Source organism: Mesorhizobium bavaricum (genome assembly GCF_056781655.1).
On record NZ_CM165566.1, the window covers coordinates 21,749 to 48,663 of the forward strand.

General features: G+C 62.5%; 28 protein-coding genes. 3 read left to right on the forward strand and 25 right to left on the reverse strand.

What is annotated here, in order from left to right:
- Window position 1: 1 nt before the first annotated feature.
- From AC1RZR_RS00145 to AC1RZR_RS00210, 14 genes are all read right to left on the reverse strand, one after another.
- Window positions 2-391 (reverse strand): hypothetical protein, encoded by a 390-nt coding sequence (locus tag AC1RZR_RS00145; RefSeq protein ID WP_481827264.1) that lies wholly within the window; start codon window positions 389-391, stop codon window positions 2-4.
- A 6-nt stretch (window positions 392-397) separates the two neighbouring features.
- Window positions 398-817 (reverse strand): hypothetical protein, encoded by a 420-nt coding sequence (locus AC1RZR_RS00150; protein ID WP_481827265.1) that lies wholly within the window; start codon window positions 815-817, stop codon window positions 398-400.
- A 31-nt stretch (window positions 818-848) separates the two neighbouring features.
- A complete protein-coding gene (locus AC1RZR_RS00155; RefSeq protein ID WP_481827266.1) occupies window positions 849-1,289 on the reverse strand; it encodes a hypothetical protein in 441 nt (146 codons plus the stop codon).
- Window positions 1,290-1,293: 4 nt separating this feature from the next.
- Window positions 1,294-1,644, reverse strand: coding sequence for a hypothetical protein (locus tag AC1RZR_RS00160; RefSeq protein ID WP_481827267.1), 351 nt, complete (start codon window positions 1,642-1,644; stop codon window positions 1,294-1,296).
- A 23-nt stretch (window positions 1,645-1,667) separates the two neighbouring features.
- Window positions 1,668-2,003, reverse strand: a complete 336-nt coding sequence (locus tag AC1RZR_RS00165; RefSeq protein WP_481827268.1) for a hypothetical protein — start codon at window positions 2,001-2,003, stop codon at window positions 1,668-1,670.
- Between the two features lie 327 nt (window positions 2,004-2,330).
- The gene (locus AC1RZR_RS00170) at window positions 2,331-2,756 is read right to left on the reverse strand and encodes a DUF4054 domain-containing protein (RefSeq protein WP_481827269.1); all 426 of its coding nucleotides are present in this window, start codon (window positions 2,754-2,756) and stop codon (window positions 2,331-2,333) included.
- A 268-nt stretch (window positions 2,757-3,024) separates the two neighbouring features.
- Window positions 3,025-4,899 (reverse strand): adenylate/guanylate cyclase domain-containing protein, encoded by a 1,875-nt coding sequence (locus AC1RZR_RS00175; RefSeq protein ID WP_481827270.1) that lies wholly within the window; start codon window positions 4,897-4,899, stop codon window positions 3,025-3,027.
- A 248-nt stretch (window positions 4,900-5,147) separates the two neighbouring features.
- Window positions 5,148-5,579, reverse strand: a complete 432-nt coding sequence (locus AC1RZR_RS00180) for a hypothetical protein (RefSeq protein WP_481827271.1) — start codon at window positions 5,577-5,579, stop codon at window positions 5,148-5,150.
- 621 nt (window positions 5,580-6,200) lie between these two features.
- Complete coding sequence (locus AC1RZR_RS00185) at window positions 6,201-6,890, reverse strand: gamma-glutamylcyclotransferase (RefSeq protein WP_481827272.1); 690 nt, start codon at window positions 6,888-6,890, stop codon at window positions 6,201-6,203.
- A gap of 240 nt (window positions 6,891-7,130) precedes the next feature.
- The gene (locus AC1RZR_RS00190; protein ID WP_481827273.1) at window positions 7,131-7,604 is read right to left on the reverse strand and encodes a hypothetical protein; all 474 of its coding nucleotides are present in this window, start codon (window positions 7,602-7,604) and stop codon (window positions 7,131-7,133) included.
- Window positions 7,601-8,224: a hypothetical protein gene (locus AC1RZR_RS00195; RefSeq protein WP_481827274.1), complete on the reverse strand. Its 624-nt coding sequence runs from the start codon at window positions 8,222-8,224 to the stop codon at window positions 7,601-7,603. The genes AC1RZR_RS00190 and AC1RZR_RS00195 overlap by 4 nt, the downstream gene beginning before the upstream one ends.
- 66 nt (window positions 8,225-8,290) lie before the next feature.
- Window positions 8,291-9,256 carry a structural cement protein Gp24 gene (locus AC1RZR_RS00200; protein ID WP_481827275.1) on the reverse strand — a complete coding sequence of 322 codons (966 nt, stop codon included), beginning with the start codon at window positions 9,254-9,256 and terminating at the stop codon, window positions 8,291-8,293.
- Window positions 9,257-9,330: 74 nt separating this feature from the next.
- Entirely contained in the window at window positions 9,331-11,241 is a 1,911-nt protein-coding gene (locus tag AC1RZR_RS00205; protein ID WP_481827276.1) for a DUF2213 domain-containing protein, read from the reverse strand.
- Window positions 11,242-11,450: 209 nt separating this feature from the next.
- Window positions 11,451-12,857 (reverse strand): FAD-binding oxidoreductase, encoded by a 1,407-nt coding sequence (locus tag AC1RZR_RS00210; RefSeq protein ID WP_481827277.1) that lies wholly within the window; start codon window positions 12,855-12,857, stop codon window positions 11,451-11,453.
- A gap of 160 nt (window positions 12,858-13,017) precedes the next feature.
- On the opposite strand from AC1RZR_RS00210, the gene AC1RZR_RS00215 reads away from it, so the two are divergent.
- Window positions 13,018-13,974: a GlxA family transcriptional regulator gene (locus AC1RZR_RS00215; RefSeq protein ID WP_481827278.1), complete on the forward strand. Its 957-nt coding sequence runs from the start codon at window positions 13,018-13,020 to the stop codon at window positions 13,972-13,974.
- Window positions 13,975-14,392: 418 nt separating this feature from the next.
- Window positions 14,393-16,564, forward strand: coding sequence for a tetratricopeptide repeat protein (locus AC1RZR_RS00220; protein WP_481827279.1), 2,172 nt, complete (start codon window positions 14,393-14,395; stop codon window positions 16,562-16,564).
- A 12-nt stretch (window positions 16,565-16,576) separates the two neighbouring features.
- Here the strand turns inward: AC1RZR_RS00220 and AC1RZR_RS00225 are convergent, their stop codons facing one another.
- The 4 genes from AC1RZR_RS00225 to AC1RZR_RS00240 all read right to left on the reverse strand — a co-directional run bounded on the left by AC1RZR_RS00225 (window position 16,577) and on the right by AC1RZR_RS00240 (window position 18,888).
- Window positions 16,577-17,077: a YHS domain-containing (seleno)protein gene (locus AC1RZR_RS00225; protein WP_481827280.1), complete on the reverse strand. Its 501-nt coding sequence runs from the start codon at window positions 17,075-17,077 to the stop codon at window positions 16,577-16,579.
- 12 nt (window positions 17,078-17,089) lie between these two features.
- Entirely contained in the window at window positions 17,090-17,680 is a 591-nt protein-coding gene (locus AC1RZR_RS00230) for an ankyrin repeat domain-containing protein (RefSeq protein ID WP_481829174.1), read from the reverse strand.
- Window positions 17,681-17,984: 304 nt separating this feature from the next.
- Entirely contained in the window at window positions 17,985-18,686 is a 702-nt protein-coding gene (locus AC1RZR_RS00235; protein ID WP_481827281.1) for a phage head morphogenesis protein, read from the reverse strand.
- A gap of 40 nt (window positions 18,687-18,726) precedes the next feature.
- Entirely contained in the window at window positions 18,727-18,888 is a 162-nt protein-coding gene (locus tag AC1RZR_RS00240) for a hypothetical protein (RefSeq protein WP_481827282.1), read from the reverse strand.
- Window positions 18,889-19,031: 143 nt separating this feature from the next.
- Here AC1RZR_RS00240 and AC1RZR_RS00245 point away from each other — a divergent pair, with 143 nt between their 5' ends.
- Window positions 19,032-20,348, forward strand: a complete 1,317-nt coding sequence (locus tag AC1RZR_RS00245; protein WP_481827283.1) for an NRAMP family divalent metal transporter — start codon at window positions 19,032-19,034, stop codon at window positions 20,346-20,348.
- Here AC1RZR_RS00245 and AC1RZR_RS00250 read toward each other — a convergent pair.
- The 7 genes from AC1RZR_RS00250 to AC1RZR_RS00280 all read right to left on the reverse strand — a co-directional run bounded on the left by AC1RZR_RS00250 (window position 20,337) and on the right by AC1RZR_RS00280 (window position 26,855).
- Window positions 20,337-20,549 (reverse strand): hypothetical protein, encoded by a 213-nt coding sequence (locus AC1RZR_RS00250; RefSeq protein WP_481827284.1) that lies wholly within the window; start codon window positions 20,547-20,549, stop codon window positions 20,337-20,339. The two genes, AC1RZR_RS00245 and AC1RZR_RS00250, sit on opposite strands and share 12 nt — an antisense overlap.
- Window positions 20,546-22,141: a DUF1073 domain-containing protein gene (locus tag AC1RZR_RS00255; RefSeq protein ID WP_481827285.1), complete on the reverse strand. Its 1,596-nt coding sequence runs from the start codon at window positions 22,139-22,141 to the stop codon at window positions 20,546-20,548. The genes AC1RZR_RS00250 and AC1RZR_RS00255 overlap by 4 nt, the downstream gene beginning before the upstream one ends.
- Window positions 22,138-23,775 carry a phage terminase large subunit gene (terL, locus tag AC1RZR_RS00260; protein WP_481827286.1) on the reverse strand — a complete coding sequence of 546 codons (1,638 nt, stop codon included), beginning with the start codon at window positions 23,773-23,775 and terminating at the stop codon, window positions 22,138-22,140. The genes AC1RZR_RS00255 and terL overlap by 4 nt, the downstream gene beginning before the upstream one ends.
- A 5-nt stretch (window positions 23,776-23,780) precedes the next feature.
- On the reverse strand, window positions 23,781-24,503 hold the full coding sequence (locus AC1RZR_RS00265; RefSeq protein WP_481827287.1) for a helix-turn-helix domain-containing protein: 723 nt from the start codon (window positions 24,501-24,503) through the stop codon (window positions 23,781-23,783).
- 172 nt (window positions 24,504-24,675) lie between these two features.
- The gene (locus AC1RZR_RS00270; RefSeq protein ID WP_481827288.1) at window positions 24,676-24,825 is read right to left on the reverse strand and encodes a hypothetical protein; all 150 of its coding nucleotides are present in this window, start codon (window positions 24,823-24,825) and stop codon (window positions 24,676-24,678) included.
- Window positions 24,815-25,564 (reverse strand): ParB/RepB/Spo0J family partition protein, encoded by a 750-nt coding sequence (locus tag AC1RZR_RS00275; RefSeq protein ID WP_481827289.1) that lies wholly within the window; start codon window positions 25,562-25,564, stop codon window positions 24,815-24,817. The genes AC1RZR_RS00270 and AC1RZR_RS00275 overlap by 11 nt, the downstream gene beginning before the upstream one ends.
- Window positions 25,542-26,855, reverse strand: a complete 1,314-nt coding sequence (locus AC1RZR_RS00280; protein WP_481827290.1) for a putative antirestriction adenine methyltransferase — start codon at window positions 26,853-26,855, stop codon at window positions 25,542-25,544. Before AC1RZR_RS00280 ends, AC1RZR_RS00275 begins: the two co-directional genes overlap by 23 nt.
- Window positions 26,856-26,915 lie beyond the last annotated feature (60 nt).

Below are 26,915 nucleotides of genomic sequence, written 5' to 3' on the forward strand. Positions count from 1 at the left end.
GTCAGGCTCCATTCTGTAGGGTTATCGCGACCTTGTACCAGTCGGGCCATTCCTCGAGGACGTAGGCCACGAGCCAGGTGTTGCCCTCCGGCAGGGTGCCGGCCGGGAAGACAAAGAGATCGCCGCCCGTCTGCAGCGGGCGCACCACGGCCAAGGCCGGGCCGTTGAGGTAGATGGCGCGTCGCACACCCTGGATATTGAGGCCGTCGAGGTGCTGCAGGTCGCTATAGCTGAGCGCCTGCACCTGCAACGACACACCGGGCACATCGGCGTATTGCGGCGTCCTGGTGCCGTCGCCGGCCGTCGTGTAGCCGGTCGACCGTTTCAGCGTGGCGAGCACGAACGGGTTCACCGCGGCGATCGCCGGCGCGACGATCCCATGCAGGTTCATTTTCGGTCAGCCGACGCGATAGACCGAGAACGCCTGATCGGCGGTCTTGATGAAGCGCAGGATGCCGCTCGACGGGATGGTCGGGCCGCTATGCGCCGGGAAATCCATCGAACCGACCAGCGTCATGCCGGTGTTCGTAGTGATGGTCGCGTCCTCGAGATCGACGATTGACGTGTTGATCAGGGAAACGTCGAAGGAGTCGGTGACGGCGAAGCCGGCGGGCAGCGCTGCCTGGAGCGCGGCGGCGGTCGGCAGCTGTTGCGCCGAGGCAGCGCCAGCACCCTGGTCGATGGTGATGGTGCCGGCGAGCAGATCGGCGGATGTCAGCGTGCCCGAGACGGTGACCGCCACCGGCGCAGAGTTGTTCACCAGGGCGACGTTGGCATTCACCGTGCCGCGCTGGCTGTCCCAGATTGCAAGACGCATTGTTAGGATCTCCTTGAAATGATGTGCCGGGCTATTTCTTCACGGCATAGTCGACCGATGCGAGCATGTGGCCGGTGTCCACGAGCTGCTTGTCGTTGCCTTTGCGGGCGATGGTGGAAGGTTTCAGCGGCGGGCCGTCATAGGCGGTGATAGCGCCCTGCAACTGGCCCTTGATCGCCGCTCCGGCCTGCCCGAGCGTCTTGTCCGCATCGAAGCCATTCGTAACGAGAAGGCTCGCCACGGCGTCAGGCCATTCCGGGCTCTTGTCGGCGATCATGCCCCGGAAGAAGGGGCGTGGCGGCGTGTCGCCCGAGCCGAACTCGTTCAGCGCGGCGACCAGCGCGACGGACGTGCCGTCAGGATAGGTCGCGCCCTCCAGGAAGCCGATGTCCACAGAGGCGGCCTTCTGGAGGTTCTTCGATATCTCGGCGAGCTTCGCGGCGACCTTGTCGCCGCCGGTGAGCTGCACCATCGCCTTACGCGCCAGGTCCCTTTGCCGCCTTCGCCTTGGCGTCGGCGGCCGGATCGGTCGAGCTTGTCGCACCTGTGGCACCAGTATCGCCCGTCGCAACGGTATCACCGGTCGCACCGGTCGCTCCGGTATCACCCGTGGCGCTGGTCGCGCCGGTCGAGCCGGTTGCATCGCCGGTGGCACCCGCGCCAGCGTTGGCAGCAGGTTCGGCGACAGGCGTCTCGGGCTCGGCCGGAACCACGACGGGTGCCGGCGTCTCGATGCGAGCATTCCGCTCGAGTGAAGCGATACGGTCCTCGGCCTGCTCGCGGAAAGCGCGAAATTCGCGCGTCAACTGGCGAAGAAGCTGTTCCATGACGATGTCCTTTTCTACTGGTTTTAGCCGGTGATTTTCAGCACCCATTTGGCGAACATCACCAAATCCTCCGCATTCGCGTTCGCCTTCATCGCGTTCGCCTTCATGCTGATGGTCTGGATGTTGCCTCGGACGTAGCCCCGTTGCGGATTGATCCTATCGGCGCTTGGGGCGGTGGGACTAAAGCCTCCATCGCCCTTCTCTAGGACGAAGCCGAACACCGGGCACCGCTCGGGAGTAATGCTGTCCAAAAAGACCGCGCACTCGGCAGCCGTTCCGAACCCAAATTCGATGCCGCCCTTTTGGCACCGGTTTTTAATACCCTCGGCGCGCCCGATCCAAGGATCCCCCATCGGCAAGAGCTTGCCACCGGCCCGCTCTCGCGAGCGCTGCCGCCAAGGATTTCGGTCGCCGGTCTGGTTAGTGGCCAACTCCCGAAAGCGGTCCGCACCAATGCATCCACATGAACTGCTCACACCTTCCCGGAGGTCCGATCCCTTTACGGAGCGTCTTGTTCCGCAGTCGCAGAGGCAATCCCATCTGGGAGGCGATTTAGCGCCCAGGCGACCGACTACAGTCCATCGTCCAAACCGCTTTTTGGTAAGATCGATCAGCCTCGTTGCCATTTTCTAAGCCTTTGCTTTTGCTTAGATAATTCTACATCGAAGGCGTGACTTCTGCAACGATCACTGGTTCGGCCAAGGGTTAAAAACCCTTCGAGGACCAGGCACATATCTCATAGTTCTGTAGGCGCTCGTCGCAGCCCAGAACGCCGCGCCGAATGGGGTTTGCATGAACCATGCGTTGTTGGGCGTGGTCGGGAAGTCGGCCGACACCGAGACGCTGCCCTCGGTCGCATCCGAAATGCGCCCGACGATCCCAGCCGGTGGCTGGCCGTTGACGCCGTACATGAGCTGGCAGATATGGGCGACCATGAGGTTGAGCAGCGTCGTCTGCGTCTCGGCGGTGCTGACCGGGCCGCCGCCGTCGTTTCGGCAATAAAGCTCGGCCACGGGCAGCGCGCCCTGCAAGACCTGTGGTTGGCTCAGCGTCTCGAATTGCGGGTAGATCGCCACGAAATTCGGATAGCTGAAATCGACCCTCACACCCATGATCTACCCCCGGCGCCGCCGTTTCCCCGCTGCATGAAACCGGGCCAAGGCCGTAAATGCCGGCTAGGGGGATGTTGCTTGCTCGTTTCTCGGAAGAACCCGCGCGGGGCGGCCGGGGCATACGACCAAGCCAGCAATGGCCGTCGTGGTCTCCGACAAACGCCCGACAGCGGCACAACCATTTGCGTCAGCGCCCGCCGGTACTGAGACGATCAGCGGCCCGCGCACCTTGCACAAGGCTGTTCTATGGCTCCCCAGGCGAATTCGCCTACCCCGTCTCGCATTCCGGTAGTCGCACTGGTTTGGCGAGCTTTGCCAGCGCCTCGGGCTTGGCGCAAAGCGGGAAGCCGGCGAGCGGCATTATCTCGATGAAACGACCGCGTTCCGTCGTGCTCGAGCTGAATTCATTGACCATGCCCTCGACGGTCAGGTCCGGATACCGTTTGAGGGTTTCCCTGACCGAAGCATTCGCCTTATCGGTTCGACCCAGTGCCGCGAGGGAGCTGCTACGCACCACCCAATCCCCTTTGCCGTAGTTATCGGGCGTCTTGCGCTCCAGCATCTTCACGGCGTCCTCATAGCGGCCAGCCATAAAATAGGCCGTGGAGTAGAAACTAGTTGCCCACATCGGGTAATTCGGGTCGAGCCGTATAACTTGGTCGACCAACTGAGCGCCGCGTTCGGGTTCGTCGAAGCCTGCCGCGAAGCCGGAATAGAATGTCAGGATTTCGGCCGAACCCGGAGCGAGGCGGAGGGCCGTGTCCAGCTCGACCTTGGCGCGGGCGTTGTCGCCCTTGTCTTTGAGGCTCATGCCAAAAACGGCGTGCGCCTCGGCGTCGCTCGGATCGAGCCGCACCGCGCGTTCGGCTACATCAGCAGCCGCCTTGATCTCGCTCTCGGGATTGATACCGAAGCCAGCCAATATGTTATGAGCATGATAAAGTTCCACCCAGGCGCGGGCGAACCCGGGGTCCAGTTCGACAGCGAGGTTGAGCAGCCTGATGGCCTCCTTCTCATCCGCTACGGTAATCTTTTCAATCCTTTCGGTTCCGAGCAGATAGTAATCATAGACAGTCAAGTTGTCCGGCCGTTTGCGCTTCGCTGCAGCCCGCCCCGCTCCCTGAATCAGCCCCACGCCGTTGCCGAGACGGTTGGTGACCTGCTCGGCGATCTCGGTTTGAACGGCGAATACGTCTTCAGCAGGCCGGTCCCATCGCTCCGACCACAGATGGTTGCCGGTTTTTGCATCGATCAACTGCGCGGTGATCCGCACCCGCCCATTTTGCCGCTGGATCGAGCCTTCCAGCACATAGCCGACGTCGAGCGCACTCGCGACCTGGCGGGCATCCACCGGCTTGCCTTTGTAAACTTCCGTCGAATTCCGCGCCACGACGTCGAGTTCGGGAAACTGGGCGAGATCGGTGATGATGTCCTCGGTGAGGCCATCGGCCAGACGCCCGGTGGCGTCGTCGCCGCCAAAGTTGTTGAAGGGCAGCACTGCGACCGACGGCTTGGCACCCAGAGCAGCTGAATGAAAGAACCACCATGTCCCGCCGCCGAGCAGAGCAAATAGCACGATGGCCGCCGCCGTCCCAACCCAGCGCGGCATCGCCTTGCGCAAGGTCCAGCGCGGCCGCTTGCCATCGAGCCTTAGCCGGTACATCCGCACCGGACGGCTGATATTCTTGACTTGTTGCTCGCCAGCGAAATCGAGGGACCAATCAAGCTTGCCTTGCAGATGGTCAAAGGCTGTGCCCGACACGGTCACGCCGCCAGCATCAGCGAGTTGCTGCAATCGCGCGGCGACATTGACGCCATCGCCATAGACATCGCCGTCAACCAGCGCAACGTCGCCCAGATTGACCCCGATGCGGAACACGATACGCTCAGGCTCGGGCAGAACTTCATTGTGCGCGGCCGCCGCGCTTTGGATTTCCGCTGCGCAGGCGACTGCGTCGACCACGCTGTCGAAGGCGACAAGCGCGCCATCGCCCATGAGCTTGATGAGGCGGCCATGGTGCAGGGAGATGGTGGGGTCGAACAGCTCGGCACGAACGGATTTCAATCGCTCAATGGTGCCGGCCTCATCGGCCTCCATCGCCTTCGAATAGCCGACCATATCGGCCGCCAGGATCGCCAGCATCTTCCGGTCGAGCGGGGAACTACTCACCATCGTGCCCCTGCATGAACATGCAGTATGCCGATCACCCTACACCCATCGAAGTGGCGCCGCTACCACACCGCCAAAACGGCATGTCTGCTGTTGGCCAAACTATCGAGGTGAGTATGCCGCAAATTGGATGCCAGAATTTGCAGGGTTGCCCAGCGCCGGCGGCCATGGAGACAGCCATGCCGAGGAACGCCGCGATCAGAAGCGCCCGCGCCATCGGCTCAGGCGGCGTCCTGCTTGAAGGCCTGGATACCGCGCGGCAGATTGTTCGGATCGATAGGCTCGAAGCCTGATTTCTGCGCCTCGTGCTCCTTGATGAAGCCTTCGACCATGTCGCGTTCAGCATGCGCCCAGACCAGGTTGTTCTTGACCGCCTCGAGGTCCTGGTTCTGGGCGAGCCATTTCCTGAAGAAGTCGGCGTCGACGCCATAGGTCAGGGCGTAGCTGCTGGTCTGCGCCGACGGAGCCTGCTCGGTGCGGCGATCGAACCGACGGCCGTAGCCTTTCAGCACGACCGGCTCGCCGATGACCTGGGCGCGCTTCACCTTGCGAAAGCTGCCGCCGGCGGTTGGCTCATTCTGCTCGATCATATCGTGCAGGCGCAGGACGAGGCCGTGCGGAAGCTTGCAGGCGACAGTGACGGTGGCGGACATCGATATACTCCTGTTATCAAAGGACTGGTTGCACTTGCGAGGCGATGTGCGGCGAGCAAGCACGGAAGAACCGCAGCGGGGGGGTCGGAGACCATGACGGACAACACCAGGAAGCCGCGTCTGGATCGGCTACTGAAACCCATCATCGCCGTCGGGCCGATGAAATCGAAGGTGCCGGAGCACTTGCTGCTGGCGCGGGTCTTCCGGGCCGCGCCAGAGATGATCTATGGTGGCCCCGCCAAACTATCGCCAATGACGCGGCCCGGAGGTGGGAGCGGATGCTAGGTGTCAATCCTGGCTCAGCGAGAACAGGCACCCGGGGTGGGAAGCCAGCGGTCCAGCCCTCCCTGACAGTTACGCGGATGCTCCGTGCTTGGCGACGGCTTCGGTGGTTCAGCGTCCAGATACCCGTTTCCGGGCACCTGCCTCCCACTCCCGGCCGTTCGTCTCACGGGCCATAGCCTCGTCCGTCCGCCGGCCCCTGGCTCCCTTTCGGGAAGCTGAAAACGGGTAGTGTCTCAGTTTGAATTTTTGCTTACGACCCTGGTGGCTCGCCAAAGATGGCAATTGCGGCCTTTCAGCGCTTAACCCAGCCGGGATGTGGGTCCGCCAGAGGCCCTGTCACGGATGCAATGAAACAAGCTTGTCTGCCACAAGCGACTGCAAATGCCACAAGTTGCGATCCCGAATGCCTAAAGCCTCCAATTGCGAGATTGTGTTGTAGAGATATTCCGCGCACGACCCTCCATGGCCGCATGCTTTGGCCAAAATACCCGCCGTCTCATCCGGCGTAAGGCTTCCCGCATAGTTGACCCCCTTTCGATTGACAACGAAGGCAAGTGCTCGAAAGCGCCCTTGGGTAGTATGTACCTGCACCCATCGCGAGGTTTGGGTGATCGGCTTGCTGGAGGGCCTCACGGGCATTTCGCGCCGAACAAGTTTTCCGAGCTGGTCCTCAACGGTATCCTCGGCCAGTCGCAAAACCATCCCCCCGCACTGCCCACCCCTGTCGAGCCCCATCATGAGGCCTGGCTGGTCGACCGTTCCGCGCCAATCTTCCATGCGAATGCAGAACGAACGGTGCCAACCCGGCACGACGCCGGGACGCTCCTCGACGTGCTCCAAAGCCGGCTTCCAGAGAAGTGAGCCATAAGCGAAGATCCACACATCCTGTCCTGCAGGACGCGACGCTAGCATTTCCCGAACGGTGACGTTCCACTCGGTGTCGGTATTGCGAACCATATCCGGGGCTGGGCCGGTGTTCTCAATCGCCCGATGGGCGCGCGCGACCAAATCTGCGGTCAGCGCCATTCGGCCTCGCGCTCTGGGCATACGACACCTCTCGAAACCCTTGTGTGTGCTTGCAGACCCACACTACAACAGTACTGTCGCGCCCAACGTCTGAAAACCACCCGTAGCCGAAATTCAAACTGAGACTTTCTACCTGAAAACGATACCGCTGTTTCCGATGGTGCCTTGCGGCTGCGATCCACCGAAGGGGCTTCGAGGCTTGGGTCCTCTCGCGGCGCTCCCTCTGAAATGGAGGCGGTGTTAGACGCCGACCATCTGCGAGATGCCCATCGGCTGGCGGATGATCGCGCCCCAGGTGCCGCTGGTCATCTTCTTCTTCCACGAGGACATCGCGCGAATGATCGGATGCGTGCGAAGCTTTTCGTTGAAGGAGCAATAGCCGGTCTTCTGGCCGTCGATCGCGTCGGCGATCAGCTGCACCTGGTTGCCGGCCGCGATGCCCACCGGGTTTATCGATGTCTGCGCACCATACTGCACTGCCGTCTCCACCCGGATGTTCGGGAAGTTCTTGCGAAGCAGATCCTCGACGTTGACGTTGAAGGAGTTCGTCGCAGTCATGGCGAGTTGCGATTCTGGCGACAGCGCCAGCGTCATCTTGGTCTTCTGGTCGATCAGGCCGGCGGTTTGGGTGACGAGTTGCAGCCAAAGCGACTGGATGTCGGCGTAGATTTCGTTCGCCGTGGCGACGATCTGGCCGTTGTTGATCCACTTCACGCCCCGTAGGCCTTCGGCGCCGGGGTGATCGGTGCCGCGAGGTTCGGATCGTTAAGAAGGCCATAATTTTGCAGGCCCTGCACACCCTTGAAATAAGTGGTGTTCAGGAAGCGGGCGAGTACCGTAACGCCCGCGCCGTCGACCTCGCTGACCCAACTGACGCGGCCAAGGCCGGCGCGCTCGATCTCCAGCTCGCCATATTCGGCGATCGTCTGAAACAGGTAGGACTGACGCTGCGGCCAGTTCATGTTCGCGCCGGAGCGACCATTGTCGTTATAGTCGCCGTAGCTCGACACTTCGCCGGTCTGCTCAATGGTCGGGAACATCGCGGTCTGGTCGATCCATGTGCCCTTGCGGGTTTCGCCGAAGATCTCGGCGGCCTGCGTCGGGGCGAAAAGGATGCGATACACCTCGGGGTCGACCAGCGTGGTGAGGAACGCCGGGATACCGGTGTTCGACACAGTCGCCAGCTGAGGCTGCGCATCCATCGCGAGATGGTTGGTGCGGAAGGCCTCGACGATGTAGGCGCGTGCTTCGGGAAGGTAGATGCCGGCCTGCTCGAACATCGGGCGATGCTGCGCCCACGTTGCGGCCGCCTGATTAAAGTCGTGGAATTGCATGGTGGTTCTCCTCACAGACCGCCGGCTTTCACGCCGGCGCATGGTTTCGAGGTTGACGGGAGGGGTTTAGCCCAGGGGCCACGCGCTGATCTTCATCAGCTCACCCGGCTGGGCGAAGGAACGCACAGTCCACTTGGTCTCGACGTTGGTGGCCGCGGTGATGGTCGCCGCGGCGACGACAGTGTTGACGTCGACGGCATAGGTGCCGGCGCCGCCGGCCGGGCCGGTGATCTGCTGGCCGATGGTGGTGACAGCGGTGATGCCTGCACCGGTCAGCGTGTCACCGACGCCGAAGACACCAGCGACGGCGCCGCCAGCCGTGAACACGCCAAAGGTGCCGGCGATGACGGTGCCCGGGTCGACGCTCTGGTCGGGGATCGACACCGCATAGGTGCCGGTCTTGCCGAACGAGCCGTCGACTTCGGCGCTGGTCAGCTGCTTCACGATCTTGGTGCCGGTCGCGACATCGGTGCCGGAGATGGTCGTGCCGGGATAGATCGTGCCCGAGTCAAGGGCGGTTGCCGCCAACACGTTGCCGACGATGGAGCCGACGAAGCCGCTGGTCGCGGCGGCAATCAAGCCGGCCGACGTGGTCGCGCCGTTAGGCGTGCCGGTCGGAGCCGCCGTCGCCTTGCCATCCGCATAATTGGCATAGACCTTCTGGCCGACCAGAGCCGGGGTGGCGCCGGCGTTCTTCACCCAGAAGTCACCGCCGTCGAAGGCGGTGATCGGGAAGCCTGCAGGAACCAGCATGGTCGATTCCTGTAGATAGACCTCGATCAGGCCCTGCTGCTCACGGTGGATGAAGCCGGCCACGGGACCGGTGCCGAAGTTGTTGACCACTGCCGGCGCATTGTCGCTGTCGGCCTGGGCATAGCTCAGCCAGGCAAAGCGGCCCACGATTGCGCCGAACGCACCGGCGACCAGCGCGCCAGCGGCGGCCAGGACGGTGCTGCGGGGATTGGTGCTGGCGAAGTCGCCCTCGACAGCCGGGGCGGGGTTGTAGGCGGCCTGCGTCTGAAAGCCAGACATGGGCGGTTCTCCTCATGAAAAGAGCCGGCTCGCTGGCCGGCTGGGAAGGGGTTTCAGGATTTAAGCCGCTCTTCTTAGAGCGACTTGACGATGTGGGACTTGGTGGCCGGGAACATCTCGTGGAACGAGTTGACGCCGGCGGCATCCATGGCGACGCGGGCAGGCCGCTGGACCTGAGCGGCCCCCGGCAGCGGCTGGGCCTTGAGGATGGCGGGCAGCGCCGAGGGGTGAACGCCATCGATGTTGACGCCGAGCGAGGTGAGCGCGGTCCGGTAGACTGCTTCCGCGCTGTCATGGGCCATGGCGAGCTTGCCGATGTAGGGGCGAACCGCCTCTTCGGCAGCGCGCACCTGCGCCGCTTCCTCGCGGGCCTCACGCTTGGCGCGATCGATAGCGGTGGAAACAGCGGCGGCGATAGCCGAGTCCATCGCCTTCTTGTCGACCTTGTCGTCGTCCTTGTCGGCATCTTCGGCCTTTTTCTTCTTGTCGTCCTCGTCGTCCTCTTCCTCTTCCGCGTCCTCGGCCTTCTTTTTGTTGTCGTCGTCCTCGTCGTCCTCGTCGTCGTCTTCGTCCATGGCTTCCTGGACCTCGACCTCGTCGAGCGCGACCAGGACCGCCTCGAGCCCGTCGAGCTTGGCATCAGCGGCCAGCTTGCCTTTCGTGGCCTTGCCGACCGCCTCAATGATGGCGGGCCGCTTGGCCTTGAAATTGTCGACCGTGACGCCGACCAGAGCCGGGCTGACATCAATCTTCTGATCGCTGGCCAGCTTGGGCATTACGTGGGCAAGGATCGCGCCGTGGGCGACAGATGCCATGCGCGACAGCAGTGCCGATTTCTTCATTTTCTGGATCTCCTGTTTGCTGTCGCCGACAACTACATCGGGTCCGGCGCGACCCTCCTCAACCAAGGCGACGTGATTGGCGGCTATGTCCCGCATCACGCCGTCGTAGGATTCTCCAGCCAGCATGCCGGGCGTCATGTCGGCCCGGTAGCGGTAGCTGCTCGATAGTTCTTTCTGCCGATCGGATTCGATCAGAGCGATTGCCGCCCCATCCCAGATGCTCAGCGGCGCCATGAGATACGGCGCATGGAACTCGATGGCATCGCCGATCGATCCGACCACGGCTTCGCGCGGATGGTCCTTGGCACTGACCGGGATGTGTTTCAGGAGAAGCGGCTTGCCGACGAAGGTCGGCGCGGCTTTCGCCAGCTCGTCGGCATCGCGATAGAGGCGGTAGACCCGCTCGGGATCGAGGCCAAGCGCCTCGAAATCCGGGATTTCGCGGCCGTAGTACGGGCAGACGTTGGCCTTGGAGATCGGTGTCATCTCGACGCGCAGATGACCATCCTGGTCGAACACGCGAACGCTGTTGCGATCCATCGCCAGCGCATCGTTGGCTGCGACGTGCTCGGGCTCGATCTCTTCCTCTTTCGTCCACTTCACGAAGTTGGAGCGTAGCGCGTCCCAATCCTGCGGCGACATGTCGGCGGCGACGCCAAGGCGCTCGCCCAGCATTTCGCGCAGACCGGGATGCAGCGGCTCAGGCAGCGAGCGCAGTGGAGCCCAGGCATAGCCGGAGTGCTCGTCGGTCAGCACCGGCGCGAACTTCTTGTCGACGGCCTGCGCGAAGGTGTGATGCACCCAGCCGTTCGGCGTGTCGCGCGTATCGATGAGCTGGCGCGTGCCAGAGGGCAGCGTGCCGACCTCCTCGGTGGTCTCGCGCACCGCCGTTGTCTCGGCGTCCTCGCCCTTATCCGACTTGCCACCAGGCCAGCACCAGTGGCCGGGCCAGCTGGTGTCGGTCGACGAGCGCCGGAGCACCAGGACATCGCCATCGGGCGCAACCAGCATCAGCGAGGCTGCCTGACCCGCATTGTCCTTGCCGACGAACTCTTCGCCGACCGCTTTCGGAATGCCGAGCACACCACGGCCCTCGGCCAAAGCGTACATCGCGCGATGTTCAGCCTCAGAAGTGGCAGGCATGTTGAATCCTCTAGAATAGGGTCAAAACCCAATCACTTTGAACGACCGAGTTCGACCCAATGCAACCGGTGGCTTTGCGCCCAATCTCGGCCGTTGCGGACAGATTTGCCACTGATTGCAAGCGGACATCGCGGCGACCACGCTGGGCGCGACTAAAGCCACCACGGCCGAAACGAGAGCGCCACCGCACGCCCGATTTGGATTGTGCGTCAGTGCATTGGCAGGATGTTCTGGTTGAGGCGGAACAGATTGTCCGGATCGTATCTGTGCTTGATCTTGGCGAGCCTCGCGTAGGCCTCGGCTCCCAAGGCGTCGCGCACGAGATCCGCTCCTTCGCCATGGCCGGGGAAGTTCAGATAGAGGCGGCCGGTCGAGTGGCGCTGCATGTCCTGCCAGAAGCTGCGAACCCAGCCGATGTTCGCATCGTCCTCCCCAGCGCCTGGCCAGATGGCGTCGAGGCTAAGCATGAAGGGCATGGAGCGGTCGCCGAAGGCAGTCGCATCGGCTGCGACGCGCTGCACGAAACCGCCGAACTTCCAGATCGAGGCGAAGGTCATTTCGGAGGGGCGCTTCGCCATCCGCGCTGTGATCTCCACGATGACCTCTTCGTCGAGGCGCGAGAGGTAGGTAGATTTCCAGTAGCAGCGGTCGCGGCCTTTCGGGAACAGCCCGTCATAGAGCGACTGGATGGTGCGATACGGCATGCGGCCGCTGAAATCGACGAGCGGTTCCCCAAAGCTGCGCAACGGCGCCACGATCCGCTCGCCCTCGTCGGCCGGTCCGTCATAGACATGCGCGAGCGCCAGGACGCGCCGGCCCCTTGCATGCTCGGGAATTGAGGGGTCGTCGGGCAGGGTGGAGAACTCGGCCAGGCCGCTCAGGCAGTCGGGTGCGGTCTGCACGAAGTCGCGCCAGAGCGGAATGATCTCGTTGGCGCGCTCTTCGGGATAGGCCGGACCGCACAACATCAGCTCCTGCTCGATCGGGTGTAGCTTGAACTCGAAGCTCGTCACCACGCCGAAATTGCCGCCACCGCCGCGCAACGCCCAGAAGAGATCCGGGTTCTGCGTCGCGTCGGCATGGATGAGGCGGCCATCGGCGGTCACCAGATCGGCGGCCAGCAGATTGTCGATGCTGAGGCCGTGGCTTCCGCGCAGCCAGCCGATGCCGCCGGAAAGCGTCAGGCCGGCAACGCCCGTCGCCGAGATGAGACCGCCTGGAGTGGCGCGGCCAAGCGGGGTGGTGGCCGCATCGACATCGGCCCAGGTGGCGCCGCCCTCGACGAAGGCACGGTCGAGGCCGGGCGTGACCCGTACGCCCTTCATCAGCGACATGTCGATCATCAGCCCGCCGTCGCAGACGGCGTAGCCTGCAACATTGTGGCCGCCCGAGCGAATTGCGATCGCCAACCCCTGCTCGCGCCCGAAATTCACCGACGCCACGACATCGGCAGCATTCCGGCAGCGCGCGATGAGGGCGGGACGGCGGTCGATCATGCCGTTCCAGACGACCCGAGTCGCGTCATAGGATGGGTTCGACGGCTCCAGCACCTCGCCGCGCAAGATGGAACGGAAGCTCTCGATGCTCGAAGGTGCAAGGGTAGCGGTGGCGGCCATGGGGCGTCTCCTCGTTTCAAGCACGCTAGCGCGGCGCGAGCATGGTCGCTAAAGTCGAAAATGCTAGAAGGCGGTCATTTCTGCCATGGTTGAACAGGCCAGACCATTAAACGTGGCGATCCTAGCCGCTCCGGAGGCTACCGCCTCCACGATCTACGGCATGTTCGACTTGTTTTCCTCGCCCGGTAGGGATTTCCTGTTCATCACCAGCGGAGCCTCGGGCACGCCGCGCATGCGGCCCTATGTGGTTGCCGGAGACGGCAGCGCGTTTCGCGCCGCAAACGGAGTCTGGGTGCGCCCGGACCACGCGCTTTCCGATTGCCCCCGCCCCGACATCGTCTGCATCCCCGATTTCTTCGTCAATCCGGGCGAAAGCGTCGCCGGGCAGTATGACGCCGAAGCCGCCTGGCTGAAGCGTGCGCATGACGACGGCGCCATGTTGGCCAGCGCATGCTCTGGCGCGGTGCTGCTCGGCGAGGCGGGGCTGCTCGACAATCGCGAGGCGACCATTCACTGGGGCTATGTCGAGACGCTCACGAACAACTATCCCGGCGTGAAGGTGAAGCCGGACCAGTCGCTTGTGCTGAGCGGCGAGGCGCAACGGGTTGTCATGGCCGGGGGCGGCTCGAGTTGGCAGGACCTCGCCCTCTATCTCATCGCGCGCTTTGTCGGCCTCAAGGAGGCGATGGAGGTCGCCAAGGTCTACATGCTGCAGTGGCACGACATGGGCCAGCAGCCTTTCGCCGCGCTCATGCGCTTTCGCCAGACCAGCGACGCGGTGATCAACCGGTGCCAGAAATGGGCCGAGCTCAACTACCGGACGCCCTCGCCCGTCGCCGCCATGACAAAGTTGTCAGGCCTGTCCGAGCGCTCCTTCGTGCGCCGCTTCGCCAGGGCTACGGACATGAAGGCGATCGACTACATCCACGCGCTCAGGCTCGAGCACGCCAAGCAGATGCTGGAGACGGGCGATCTCCCGGTCGAAGCGGTGGCCAATGAAGTCGGCTACGAGGATGCGAGTTTTTTCGGGCGTCTCTTCCGCCGCAAGGTCGGGCTGACGCCGGCGCAATATCGCATTCGTTTCAGTGCTCTCCGGCGAGCTCTGAGCCGCGGTTGAATCTCGACCGTCGCGGCGCGATACCCATATTCCGCTTTGCGCCTCATGTCGGTCGTTGGGCAGGCCATAGACGCATCCAAGAGCAGACATCCGACTGAACAGGCGAGAAGGCTCGTTGTGCCAGAGGCTGGCATTGGTTGTTACTCGCGGAACGATCGCTTTCTCCCGTTGCGGCGATTTCGAGATCGGTCGATGGCAGGGCTGCTTTGTGCCGACGGTTCGGTTGGCCACATTGTGCGAAACAGACCAGCGTGCGTCCAATCCTAGCTTGGAACTTACGGATGGAAGGATCGGCACGTTGCACCAACTGAGTAACCCAGACATCCTCAGGAAAGCAGTCGCGCACGCTCGCGTCCGACGCGGGACTAGAATAGGCTGCAGCGAAGCCGCTTGATCGACCGGGAGGGCGCAGGCAGGTATGGAGCGAAGGCTTACCGCGATACTTGCTGCCGATGTGGTCGGATACAGCACACTCATGGGCGAGGACGAGGTCGGTACGCTCGAGCGGTTGAAAAGTTGCCGTCGCGAACTGATCGACCCTGCGATCGAGGAATTCCGCGGCCGCATGGTCAAGCTCATGGGCGACGGTGCGCTCGTCGAGTTCGCCAGCGTCGTCGATGCCGTCCAGTGCGCCGCCGTGATCCAGCGCCGGATGGCGGAGCGCAACAAGGGCACAACTGATGCCCGGCAGATCCGGTTTCGCATCGGCGTCAATCTCGGTGACGTCATCGTTGAGGGCGATGACATCTATGGCGATGGCGTGAACATTGCCGCGCGCCTGGAGGCAATGGCCGAGCCTGGGGGTATTTGCATCTCGGGCACGGCGTTCGACCACGCGGTGCACAAGGTGGATGTCGGCTTTGCCAGCCTTGGCGAGCAGCGCCTCAAGAACATCGCTGATCCGGTTCGCGCCTATCGCCTCTTGCTCGATCCCGGGGCCTCGGGAAAGGTCACGGCCGCACCCCACCGGCCGGGCCCGCGCGTCATGATCCTGGCAGGCGCCGCGGCCCTGGCGATTGCCGCGATTGCCGGCATTTTCGCATGGCAGAAGTTCTCGGTGCCATCGCGGCCATCGGTTGCCGTGCTGCCGTTTGCAAACCTCGGCGGCGACCCAGGCCAGGACTATTTCGCTGACGGCATCACCGAGGATCTGATCACCGACCTCACCAAACTTTCCGGTCTGGACGTCATCGCGCGCAACTCGGTGTTCGCCTACAAGGACAAGCCTGCAGCGCTGGCGGACGTCGCGCGCGACCTTGGCGTCCGCTTCGTCGTCGAGGGGAGCGTCCGCCGCACCGGTGAGCAGATCCGCCTCAATGCCCAGCTCATCGATACGGCGACGGGCGACAATCTGTGGGCCAACCGGTTCGACCGTGGCATGGCCGGCGTGTTCAGTGTCCAGGACGAGATGAGCGCGGAGATCGCCAAGGCGCTTGGCATGGAACCTTCGGCAGCGGAAAGCGAGCGCATGGCGCGCCCGCCGACCGAAAACCTCGAGGCCTACGACTTCTACCTTCGGGCCGAGCAGACAGCACGGACCGGCCGGCGCGACGGGCTGCGGCAGGCGCTCACGCTCTACGACAAGGCTGAGGAACTCGACCCCGCTTTCGCCGAAGCCTTCGCGGCGGATGCAAGCACGACAGTCTATATCTGGCGCGAATCGTTTAACGATATCATGCAGAGCGCCCCCGCGCGCAAGCGCGCCTATGAGAAGGCAAGCCGTGCGCTGCAACTCGACCCGGATCTTTCGTCGCCTTATGCGATTCTTGGCATCATGCAGGTCGTGGATCGCCGCTACGAGGAAGCCATCGCTTCGGCCGAGCGAGCCGTCGCACTCGGCCCCGGCGATGCGGAGACGCAAATAGCTCTAGGATACGTGCAACTGTTCGCCGGCAATCATACCGACGCAGCCACCGCGGTCGAGACGGCGCTCAGGCTCGATCCCAACCTTTCACCCATCAACCGGCAAATTGCCGGTCTGGTCTTTCTCATTCAAGGTAGCATCGACAAGGCGATCGAGGCGCTCGAACGCACCCGCGACGATGCGCCTTCAGTCGGAGATTTCAGAATTACGCTTGGTGCCGCATACGCCCGCGCCGGCCGCCTGAAGGATGCGAGGGCGGCGGTCGCCGAGGGACTAGGTTCCATGTCGACACCGGATTCATTGTCCGCATCCCGGCTTAACGGTGCGCAATACCGTAACCCCCGGGATTTGGCTCTCATCATCGACGCGTTGCAGCAGGCGGGCTTGCCCGAATGGCCGTTCGGCTTCACCGGCGACGAGCACAACCGATTAAGGGGCGAGGAGATCGCCTCGCTGATGCTGGGCCATACGCTGCAGGGCCAGCTTGAACCCGCTCTCCAACCAGCCTTCCTCCAGATCGGGAGCGACGGCAAGGCGGCCTTCCGCTCCACGACGCGGCTGGTCACCGAGACCGTCCGTGTCGATGGCGACCTATTGTGCGAGCTGAGCGAGAATATGTTCGGGCGCCCCGACTGCGGTCCCGTCTACAGTCGCAACGACGCAGCAGGCAAAGGCTACTCCTTTGTCAATTCAAGCAAGGTGTTTCACTTCACCGTCGTCCAGTAGACGGACCTGGTCTCAGTGATACTTATCAAGCTCCAAATTGGCCGCAACCTTCGGCCAGTTGGCGTCCGCTTTCGGTATTTCTTCATCCGCATGCGCGGCGAAAGTGTCCGCATTGCCGACGTCGTAGATCAGGTAGAGCTTGCCGTCGATAATCTTAAATGCCTCGGGATCGACGTTGACCGTTACCCCTCCGCCCACGACTTCGCCGGCGCAGTAGCCGCCATATTGAGGAGCGTACTTGACCGGTTCGCTCATGAACATTTCCTGGTGTTTCTTGCTAGCGAAATGCCAAGGTGTCCCCAGCCATTCATAAGTGAACTCTTCGGAGCCCTTCACGGCCTTGCCGTCAGTGAAGTAAGCGACCGTGTCGTAGCCCATGATCGCCACACCGCCGAAATAGCCGGTGTTTACCGAATCGTCGGCACAAGCCGATCCCGCGCCGGCGACCGCAGCTACCGCGACCAGGGCAGCCCCCAAATTCCGAACCAGTCGTGACTTGATCATCGTGCTCATCTGTATCCTCCGTCAATCGTGGATCTCGGCGCACTTCGCCGCGTTCGCCTCGCCAAGGATTTTGGCTTGGCAGGTAGCACCATGGCGTTTGAACAGTCGTATGATATCCGTGTTGCCCTTCCAGAATGCGCGCGTTGTCGGCATGTAATCATGACCCTCGGGATGGTTCACATCGGCACCTTTCGCGATCAGGAATTCTGCCAGTTCAACGTGGTTTTCCTCGCCGGCCACCAACAACGGCGTAGCACCCGCCTTGTTGGCGGCATCTTCGAGCACCGCGCCTTTTTCCAGCAGCAGCTTGGCGATCGGCAGGCTGCCCGAGAAGGCCGCCGCATGAAGCGGGGTGAAGCCGCCCGAGTTCCGGGCCATGACGTCGGCGCCCTTGCTCACCAGCAATTCCGCAATTGCGGGCTGGTCGTCGAGCGCAGCAGCGATGAGAAGGGTTGCCTGGTCGCGTGCCCGGCTGTCAACGTCGGCACCGCCTGCCACGGCTTGCTCCACGGCGGCCTTGTTGCCGGCGGCGATGGAGTCGAACACTTGCTCACCTGCGGCTGCTGTTGTAGCCGCCAATACCAGCATACCAAGTGCCAGCAGTCCGCGCATGACGCAGGGGTAGCATATTAGCTTGGAGTCATACAAGCGTTGGGCGTACTCTACTGGTGTTTCAAATGCGAGCGTGTTCGACTCCTGGGGAAGCGACCAATGCAACCACGTCGTTTTTGCGGTCATTCCCCCACATCGCACAGTCTTTGAGCGAAAACGGATGCTGCTGCAGGCTGGCGTGGTCGAGTCACGACATCGGACCTTGGAGGTAAAGGTCCACTCTCGTTCTTCCCTAGCCACAAGCGGACCTACTGCTTCCGGCCCATCCCGGCCATTGGCGAGCGCCTGCTGATTGGTTTTGACCCTAGGAGAAACCCTTGATGACCGGCTTGCCGACGCATCGGCAGTTGATCAGCTCGCCCGGTTGAATGTGCCGTCCGACGGCAGGGTCTAGCCAGCCCTCGGAAATGGTATAGCGCCTGCCTGCACGCCCGGCCTTAAGATGCGTCGGGCGGGGCTCTTTGCCGCCGCCACTGTTCATCCATATGGCCTCGCTGACGCCGACTTCTGTCAGCCGCACCTTGGTGAATGCCGCTGTCGCCTTGTTGTTCTGGTCGAGCGCGATGAAGGCGGCGCGGCGCCTGGCGACGCCAAGCCTGCCCTCCAGGTCCTTGGTGACCTGACCGAGATCGCGGCCCGTCTGCACGCCTCGCATGACGATGCCTTCAACCTGGTCGAAATACTGCGATGGGATCGACTTGATCAGCGCCACATTGGCGTGGATCGTGGCGTCCACTACGTCTCGCATGGCAGTCGTCATCTTGAACTCGACCGAGATGCCGCCATCGCGCAGGATCTTGCGCAATGCGTCGCTGGACCGTTTCTCCACCGACAATGCGAAATAGTCGCCCAGCTGGTCGGACGCCACGTCGAAGCGCTTGGTCCACTGCGCGGCGAGTTTGCGGATCGACCGGCGCAGCGCATCCGCCGGCGTCTCGTCCTGCGCCATACGGGGCGTATTGGCCCGGTAGGAGGCGCGCAGCCAGTAGACCACGCTATCGCTCATGGCCTCGACGAGGCGCGTCAGCCTGCCTTGGTAGGCCGCCCTAATCCCGGCGTTTGGCCGGACCGGGCGCAGAACCTTTTCGTTCCGCTTGGCTGTCCTTCGAGCTTGCAGGCTGGACATCACGATCCCTCAGCGTCTCGGCGATCTCGCGATCGTCGGGCGTCTGCGCTTTGAGGAGTTCCCACAGGTTGAGCGTGATCATCCCTCAGCATTATCACGCGCCTTTGAATTTGCCACACCTGCTAAAATCCGCCCTTGCGAGAAAGAGGAACGCCCCCGGAACTAGTAACTCTATGCGAGGTTGAACGATGCGCGACTGCACTGGGGTTGGGGTGGAGTGATGCCATGGGCGATATAGTCGCTGAGCTCACTGAGAAACAGGTCAACAGACGGGGACCGTTCCAGCGACTTCTGCGCACAATCGGGCCCGGCTTTATTACGGGCGCTTCGGACGACGATCCTTCGGGTATCGGTACCTACAGCCAGGCAGGAGCTCAACTGGGGTTCGATATCGGCTGGACAATGCTATTCACGTTTCCGCTTATGGCTGCGATCCAGGAGATTGCAGCGCGGATTGGTCGGACGACAGGTCGAGGTATTTCTGGAAATTTGTGTCGACACTATCCTGCGGCGCTGATGAATTTTGTGGTCGTGTTGCTGTTCGTGGCCAATACGATCAATATCGGCGCAGACCTCAGCGCCATGGCTGAAGCGCTCCGATTGCTGGTGGGTGGCCCCAGTTCGCTCTACGTGGTCGGGTTCGGAATGGCATCTATCGGGGCAATCGTCTTTCTCGACTACAGTCGATATGTCACGATTCTGAAATGGACGACCCTCAGCCTCTTCGCCTACGTCGCGGCAGCGTTCATGGCGCACATCCCCTGGGGAGAGGCTCTGAAAGGCATTGTTGTCCCGCACCTGGAATGGAACGGTTCTTATCTCACAACTCTTGTGGCCATTCTTGGCACGACGATTTCCCCCTATCTGTTCTTCTGGCAATCCTCGCAGGAGGTGCAGGAGGAGAAAGTGGATCCGACGGCCAAGCCTTTGAAATGGGCGCCATGGCAAGCATCTTCCGCCTTCAAGCGTATTCGCGCTGATACCCTGGTCGGCATGACATTTTCGAACCTGATAGCGATTGCGATCATCGTCACAACGGCCGCCACCCTGCACAGGGCGGGAGTGACTGACATTAACTCCTCCACTGATGCAGCCAAAGCCCTCGAGCCGGTTGCAGGCAAGTTCGCCTTTATGCTCTTCGCGATGGGGATAATCGGGACGGGTTTGCTGGCGGTGCCGGTTCTCGCTGGTTCGGCTGCTTTCGCCGTGGGTGAGTCCTGCCGGTGGCCAGTAGGGCTGGAACGCAAACCCAAGGACGCGATGGCGTTTTATGCGACCTTAGCCGCGGCGACCGTGCTCGGAATGGGGATCATGTTCACGCCAATCGATCCAATCAAGGCACTTTATTGGAGTGCCGTCATCAATGGCATATGCGCAGTCCCAGTGATGGTGGTGATGATGCTGATGACGGGGCGTTCCGAAATCATGGGCGAGTTTCCTGTGCAGGGTTGGCTGCGAACTTTGGGATGGTTGGCTACCGTCGCAATGGCTTTGTCGGTGCTAGGGCTTGCGGTTCAATGGATAATCCCTTCAGGAACTTGACGCGGCCGACAAGGCCGGGCTTGAGTCACTTGCGCGCGCACCAAGAGCTATGCTGTCCTCACATTTCTTCAACTCAGCACCGACGGCGTCCATGACAAACCGTTCCAAGTTGAGGACGGTTTCGATGATGGTCTCCGGATAGAAGCCTTCGCGGCCTACCATTTCGAGCAGCCTGAGCCGGATTTCGCGCGCCTCGTTCATGCTGCCACGTCCTTCTCTTCCCCGGGTTTGCCTAGATCCTTGATCATCGTGCCGCCCTTCGGCGCCAGGCCGTCATCTTCCTCGTCGATCAGGTCGGGCAAGTCGTCGACGTCGATCGAGGAGAAATCCGAGTCCGGATCGGCAGCGACGCGCTTGCGCGATTCCTCTGGTGAGATCACGCCGGTATCGATCAGGATCTGGTCGCGCTCGGCCTTGGTCTTCTCAACGTCGGCGGCTTCCTTTTCGTCGAGGCCCCAGAGCTTTTCAAACTCGAAGTCGATGCCCTCGTCGCGCGTGCCCCAAAGCGAGATCATCACCAGCCCCATGAGGCGGTGCAGCGGCTGCCTAAACAGATGCTCCTGGTACGAGTGCACATAGTCGTTGAACGAGCGCAGCTCGCCCTCGGACGAGGCGTTCAGGCCCGCCGGCTGAGTGCCTAGCAGCTTGACCAGCGGAATGTGGCTGACCGACGCCATGTGCTCCTGCGACTGCGCCTGGAGCATATCGAGGCCGGCGAGCGAGACCGCGACGTTCTTGAAATCCTCGGTGTCCTTGTCGACCATCATCAGGCCGCGATTGGATCGCACCAGGTTGAACAGCTCGGCGCGCTTGAAGATCTGGTCGCCGTCCCCCTGCAGCGTCTCCTGGAGATTGGTGGCGAGCACGAACACCGTAAAGGCGCTGATGATCTCGTTCACCGACTGGCGCGTCTCCAGCCAGTTATCGACATACGGCTTCACCATCTGCGACAGCGACAGGCCGCCGAACGAATAGGTCGGCTTCAACAGGTCGGGCACTTCGCGGCCGATGAAGGTGATCAGGCGCGTGGTGTGGACGATCTTGGCCTGCACATACCAGCTGTCAGGCCGGTACCAGTTGTCTTTCAGCGGATCGTTCGAGTTGTAGGCCGTCGGGTAGCACCAGACCGCCTCGACGGTGCGCAGCGCCTCGATCGGCTTTTTCGCGAACTTGGCAATGCTGAGCTTGTCCCAGCCAGTCCCGATCGGCTTCTGCAGCTCGTCGGGATTATCCGTGTCGCCGGTGTCGATGTAGATATGACCGCGGCCGAAGAAGCCGTCCTGCTCGGCGGCGCGGCAGAACAGGTCGCGCACGTTGAGGCGCTTGAACTCGGCCTCCAGCTCCTTGATCTTGGTCGACTTATCGTCGCCGTCGTTCGAGGTGAAGCGGATCCACTTGCGCGTCATCTCGCTGGCGATGGTCTCTGAGATTACCCGGTATTCCGGGCGCTGCGCCAGTTCCGACAGATAGGCATAGCCGAGGAACGTGATGCCCTCGGTGAAATAGCCGCTAAGTGCAAAGCCATTGGCCCACGTCTGGACGCCGCCGATGGCGCTGTCCATGGCGAGGCCCTTGGCGCCCTCCGGCAGAACGCTTGACGGGTGCTGCGGCAGGGCGAACACCTGCACGGCTTGCGCCGGCGCGTCCTTCTGCGCCCTCAGCGCCGAAAGCATCGCATCCGAAATGCGCACGGGTGGACGTGCACCAGGAGGAGCTGCAGCCGGCGGCGGTACCGGCGCGGCAACGGGCTTTTCGCCCAGAGCGCGCCAGGCGCGGATAATGCTCTTGATCATCGCGGCCCGGGCTGGGCAGCGCGCCGAAGAACGTCGTCGCTGATCACCATGGCCCCCTTGATGTTGAGCAGCCTCGTAAAGGCGCCGGAAGATGCATCGACCTGGTCCATCAGCTTGGAAGCTGGGAACAGGCAGAGTTCATCGAGATAGAGCGTGTTCCACTCACACTCGACGATGTAGACGTTGCCGTGCTCGCACTGCGCCGCGAACGGCTCGGCGCGCGTGACCTTGTCGCCGGTTTCGCCCTCGGCATGGACCTTGTAGCCGGCGAGCTGGGCGACATAGTCCTGCACCTGCGCCTTGCCGGCCTGACCGGGATCCTGGGGCAGGCTGATGTGGACCGTCTTGCCGTCGAGCGTGGCTTGCGTCTCGATGGTCTTGCGGACCGACTTGCCTTCCTCGCGCAGCGTGACGACATGGCCCACGTAGTAGCGGCCTTCCGGATCGCGGCCGAGCTTGACGCCAGCGGTGCGCGCGCCAGTGCCGCCTCGAGTGCCGGCCAGGTCCCAATGGCGGACCCAGACCGTGCCCTTCGGCGCTGCCCTGACGAAATGCCCCTCGAACCATGCGCGCTGGAACATGCCGCCGGCGCGCGGTGCTGGCCGCTGCTGATACTGGCCAGCCACGGCATACGACGTCATGTCGTTATAGAGCTGCTTCAACTCATCGGGCGGGAAGCGCACCGGATCGAGGATTTCGCCGTCTACGGTGCGAGGATCCTGCCGCCAGACCCGCTGGAGCTTGATCGCCTCGATTTCCGCCCGGCGCTCGTCCGGCAGATTGTCGTTCTCGCCATACCAATGCTGCTTGGCCGCGTCGTAGCGCGCCAGGATCGGATCACCGACAGAACTGGCGACCTTGATCGGCGTGTAGCAGCAGCGATCCGGCTCGAACTGCATCGGCAGGCAGAGATGAACATAATCCATCTGGCCGTCGAGGATGACGCCGGTCACGTCCGCCTCATGCAGGCGCTGCATGATGACGATGATCACGCTGCGCTTCTGGTCGTTCAGGCGGTTTTGCGCGCCTTCGCGAAATTTGCGTGTCGTGGCGGTGCGCTCGTTCGCCGATTCCGCCGTCTCGGTCGAGTGCGGATCGTCGATGATCAGCCGATCGCCGCGCTGCGAGGTCAGAGACCCGAAGGAAACGCCTTCGCGTGTGCCGGTGTTGTCGTTGGCAAAAGACGTCTCGGCCCGGCGGCTGAGATGAACCTCCGGCCAGCGCTCCTGGTACCAGCGCGACAGGATCAGATCGCGGCACTTGCGGGTGTCGCGGTTTACCGGCCCGTCGTTGTAGGCCGTCGACAGATACCGCATGCCCGGGCGGCCAGCCGGTCCCCACTCCCAGGCCTGCAACAGCACCGAGACGAGAAGCGATTTCGAGGTGCCGGGCGGCACGTTGATGACGAGACGGTTGCGCAGCCCGAGTTCGAGAAACTTCCCCTCGACCAGCGCCTGCAGATGGTCGCAGACCACCTGCATGTGCCAGTTCCAGACCAGCGGCGTCTCGGGCTCCAGTTCGAGCCACGCGATCTTGACGAACTCGGCGAACGAGCCCTTTGACTTGCGACGGTCTCGCTCAATCGCCAAGTCCAGGAACGACGGTGGCTGAACGGCGGCAACTCTTTGCGCCATTCACATCACCCTTGCGAAGCGCCGTTCTCCCGTCGCTCGGCGGCCCTGTACATGATTTCCAATTCTTCATCGCTGAGTTTGGACAGGTCCAATTTCTGCAATGTCTCGACCGGGCCGCCGTCTTTGCCGGTAGTCTCGACGCGGCGGACGTAGCCGCGATCCTTCATCTTCATCTCGGCAAACCAGCGCACGGTGTTCATCTCGCCGGCGCGAATGGCCTTGATGATCTGGATTTCGGTGAGGTCCTTGATGTCCTCGTCGATCTCCTGGATCGCGTCCTGCACCTCGGGGTGCTCGTTCAGGAACGCGTAGAGCGTCGTGCGACCGACGTTCAGCCGCTCGGCAGCAGCCGTCTTGATGCCGCCGCACTGGCGCATCACCTCGATCACCTTGGCGATATCGGCCTTGGTGAGCTTCGGCGGGTTGCCGCCCTTGTGCGCCTGTTCCGGCGTGGGAGCGGGCTTGGGATCGACCTTGGCCTGTGCCTGCGGTGCCGGTTTCGGCGCGGCGGGTTTAGCCTTCGCCTTGCCGGCCTTGCGCTTTGGCGCCGGCTTTTTTTTCACCTTCGCCGACGGCGCTGCAGGAGCAGCCGCAACCGGCTCGGGCTTTGCTTTTGCCTTCGGCTTCGAGCTGGTGGCAGTGCCCTTCATCTTGATCATCGGACGACTCGCGCCCGCGAGTGTTCGAGTTGTTCGGGGGCGCTCTTTTTTTTGCCCGCCAAATCCCACCCCATGAACACCGTACCGCGAGGGGAGATGCAGACGGCCAAACCATCGTGCAAAGCCTTGCTGGCCATGCGATCGGCGAACTTGCGCAAATTCGCAAACCGACCCGAATGCTTGACTGCCGCGGCCATGCTGACCACCGACACAGTGCTACGCTTACCGCAATGCATCTGGATCACACCGACAGGACGCGTGCGAGACAGGCGAGGACGCCGAGCATGAGGATCGCGCTGACGATCCCGAAAGGCGCGCTGAAAGACGGGCCGGCCTGCGGATTGCCAGGCTCGGAGAACGCGCCGAGAAGGTTGGGCAGTTCATGCCGCATCTGGTTTGTCCTCCGCTTCGGCTTCGGCTTCGAGTTGATCCAGCCGCTCGCCGGCAAGGCGCGCCATAACTGAAAGCGCGATGCCCGAGTTGACGATGTTGAGCTGCTGCTTGGTGCGAACGATGGCGTCGAAGAAGGGGTCGAAACCCGACTGCGGCGCGGCATGGACGCGGAAGAAGCGCTTGGCCCTTTTGGCCAGTGCCTCCATTTCGATCTCGAACTGCGCGCGCTCCTCCGGCAGGAAGGAGAATAGCAGTTCGTCGTATTTGATGTTCGCCCCGCCAAGCGCTGCGGCACCTGGTCCCTTGTCGCCAGAGAGCACGGTGTCATCGAGACCTGAGAACTTCTTGGCATCGATGTCGAGCGAGGCGTAGAGCTGGGCGAGCAGCGAGGCGTCGTCCTCGCCGTTGATCGAGTTATGGCTGAGCTGGATCGCGACTTTGCGCTTCTCGGTCATCGGCGTGGTGATGACGAGCGCATCCACGATTGCCAGTCCAGCCTCGATTGCGGCGGCGGTGCGGTGATGACCGGAAAGGATCTCGAGAGAACCGTCCTTGTCCTGGCAGGCCAGAACCGTGGTGGTCAGCCGGCCATCGATTTTGACGTTCTCGACCAGCCGCTTGAACATGGCCGGAGCCATGTAATGGGCGTTCTTCTCGCGACGCCGGAGCGTCTTCGGATCAACCTGCCGCGCCTCGAGGTCGAGGGTTTTCCAGTCAACGCTTGAACTGCTTGCCATACCACCACTCGAACGCTTGTTGCGGCGTCTCGTCGATGCGGGCGCCGACATAGTGCAGCCTGAACTTGCCTTCCGGCCCGTTCATCTCGTCACGCTTGGTCTGCTCGAAGATGCCGCGATATTTCATCGAGACCGGATGGTCCGAGAACGCCGACGTCTGCACCTTGTCGAAGCGGTCGATGAAGCGTTTGCCCAGATAGCGCAGCAGCTCACCATTGCAGGCGAGCCTGGTGACGAGCTTCGACAGCCTGCCCTCACGCGAAATCGAGAAATCCGACAGCAGATAGATCGACCGCCGCGTGAACTTGTCCATGTTGAAGATCAGGCCGCCGACCAACATGTCGTCGATGCGGACCAGATAGTTCACCATGCCCGGCGTGTGGGTGATGCCCTTTTTCAGGTAGACGTCTTTCAGAAACGTCATCTGAGCCGCGTCGGCCCGCCCGATGGTCACCACCGAATCCGGCTTGATCTTGTCGAGGTCGATCGGCTTGTAGCGGAACGGCGCCGACCGCGGCACCAGCTGCAGGTAGGACGACTTGCCCGTCGACACGTAGCAGTAGTGCGGATGGCCCCGGCCGGAGACGAACTCCAGCTCGGGTTTCAGATCCTCGTAAATCTGGTCCGACAGGATGCAGAACGGGACGCCTGCTTGGCGCACGCGCTCGATGAGGCCGCGCAACGCTTTCGGGTCGAACAGCTCATACCTGGGCGCGTCCCATTTGATGTTCTCGGCCAGGAACTCGAACATCTTTTCGTAGCCGCCCTTGTAGAACGGCGGGTACGAGAAAATCGCGGCCCTGCGGTCGATGGCCTCCTCGAGATGCAGGATCCAGTCGCGCGGCGAATAGCTCTTGATCGGCAGCATCCCCGGCAGCTTGCGCACCTTCTCCAGGGTGCGCTCGACATAGCCGGCGAAGTTCGCAACCAGGTGCGTGCGGTGGCTGGTCTTGTAGGCGTTGGCCTTGCCGCCAACGAAGCGGCCGAGATTGAATGCGACGGCAAGCGCGGCCAGGCGCTGATCGGGCTCGTGAAAATCGAACTCATTCACGAAGTCGAGCGCGCCGTGGAACTCGTAGTCGAGAGGCTTGCCCAGCACGAAGCCGGCTATGGCTGAGGAATAGAGGCTGACGTCGTTCGAGTACATCTCGACGCCGGGGAAAGTGGCGAGCGTGATCTGCTCAAACCGGAACGTTCCCGAGCAGCAATTGTAGACCTTGCCCCACTTGTCGACCTCGGACACGCGAAGGATCTGCGCGATGCATTCCTTCGGCACAACGCCCTGAAACATACGCCGACGCCTTCACTTTTTTTGTTGCGTGATCGCTTTCCACTTGTAACCGGATTGGTT

Excerpts from the sequence above, each read along its gene's own strand:
- terL (WP_481827286.1), bottom strand. The coding sequence starts at position 23,775 with ATGGCGCAAAGAGTTGCCGCCGTTCAGCCACCGTCGTTCCTGGACTTG.
- AC1RZR_RS00205 (WP_481827276.1), bottom strand. The coding sequence starts at position 11,241 with ATGCCTGCCACTTCTGAGGCTGAACATCGCGCGATGTACGCTTTGGCC.
- AC1RZR_RS00230 (WP_481829174.1), bottom strand. The coding sequence starts at position 17,680 with ATGCGCGGACTGCTGGCACTTGGTATGCTGGTATTGGCGGCTACAACA.
- AC1RZR_RS00155 (WP_481827266.1), bottom strand. The coding sequence starts at position 1,289 with ATGGTGCAGCTCACCGGCGGCGACAAGGTCGCCGCGAAGCTCGCCGAG.
- AC1RZR_RS00210 (WP_481827277.1), bottom strand. The coding sequence starts at position 12,857 with ATGGCCGCCACCGCTACCCTTGCACCTTCGAGCATCGAGAGCTTCCGT.
- AC1RZR_RS00240 (WP_481827282.1), bottom strand. The coding sequence starts at position 18,888 with ATGATCACGCTCAACCTGTGGGAACTCCTCAAAGCGCAGACGCCCGAC.
- AC1RZR_RS00195 (WP_481827274.1), bottom strand. The coding sequence starts at position 8,224 with ATGCAATTCCACGACTTTAATCAGGCGGCCGCAACGTGGGCGCAGCAT.
- AC1RZR_RS00180 (WP_481827271.1), bottom strand. The coding sequence starts at position 5,579 with ATGTCCGCCACCGTCACTGTCGCCTGCAAGCTTCCGCACGGCCTCGTC.
- AC1RZR_RS00175 (WP_481827270.1), bottom strand. The coding sequence starts at position 4,899 with ATGCTGGCGATCCTGGCGGCCGATATGGTCGGCTATTCGAAGGCGATG.
- AC1RZR_RS00245 (WP_481827283.1), top strand. The coding sequence starts at position 19,032 with ATGGGCGATATAGTCGCTGAGCTCACTGAGAAACAGGTCAACAGACGG.
- AC1RZR_RS00225 (WP_481827280.1), bottom strand. The coding sequence starts at position 17,077 with ATGAGCACGATGATCAAGTCACGACTGGTTCGGAATTTGGGGGCTGCC.
- AC1RZR_RS00275 (WP_481827289.1), bottom strand. The coding sequence starts at position 25,564 with ATGGCAAGCAGTTCAAGCGTTGACTGGAAAACCCTCGACCTCGAGGCG.
- AC1RZR_RS00220 (WP_481827279.1), top strand. The coding sequence starts at position 14,393 with ATGGAGCGAAGGCTTACCGCGATACTTGCTGCCGATGTGGTCGGATAC.
- AC1RZR_RS00170 (WP_481827269.1), bottom strand. The coding sequence starts at position 2,756 with ATGGGTGTGAGGGTCGATTTCAGCTATCCGAATTTCGTGGCGATCTAC.
- AC1RZR_RS00145 (WP_481827264.1), bottom strand. The coding sequence starts at position 391 with ATGAACCTGCATGGGATCGTCGCGCCGGCGATCGCCGCGGTGAACCCG.
- AC1RZR_RS00185 (WP_481827272.1), bottom strand. The coding sequence starts at position 6,890 with ATGGCGCTGACCGCAGATTTGGTCGCGCGCGCCCATCGGGCGATTGAG.
- AC1RZR_RS00200 (WP_481827275.1), bottom strand. The coding sequence starts at position 9,256 with ATGTCTGGCTTTCAGACGCAGGCCGCCTACAACCCCGCCCCGGCTGTC.
- AC1RZR_RS00215 (WP_481827278.1), top strand. The coding sequence starts at position 13,018 with ATGTTCGACTTGTTTTCCTCGCCCGGTAGGGATTTCCTGTTCATCACC.
- AC1RZR_RS00235 (WP_481827281.1), bottom strand. The coding sequence starts at position 18,686 with ATGAGCGATAGCGTGGTCTACTGGCTGCGCGCCTCCTACCGGGCCAAT.
- AC1RZR_RS00270 (WP_481827288.1), bottom strand. The coding sequence starts at position 24,825 with ATGCGGCATGAACTGCCCAACCTTCTCGGCGCGTTCTCCGAGCCTGGC.
- AC1RZR_RS00255 (WP_481827285.1), bottom strand. The coding sequence starts at position 22,141 with ATGATCAAGAGCATTATCCGCGCCTGGCGCGCTCTGGGCGAAAAGCCC.
- AC1RZR_RS00280 (WP_481827290.1), bottom strand. The coding sequence starts at position 26,855 with ATGTTTCAGGGCGTTGTGCCGAAGGAATGCATCGCGCAGATCCTTCGC.
- AC1RZR_RS00250 (WP_481827284.1), bottom strand. The coding sequence starts at position 20,549 with ATGAACGAGGCGCGCGAAATCCGGCTCAGGCTGCTCGAAATGGTAGGC.
- AC1RZR_RS00160 (WP_481827267.1), bottom strand. The coding sequence starts at position 1,644 with ATGGAACAGCTTCTTCGCCAGTTGACGCGCGAATTTCGCGCTTTCCGC.
- AC1RZR_RS00150 (WP_481827265.1), bottom strand. The coding sequence starts at position 817 with ATGCGTCTTGCAATCTGGGACAGCCAGCGCGGCACGGTGAATGCCAAC.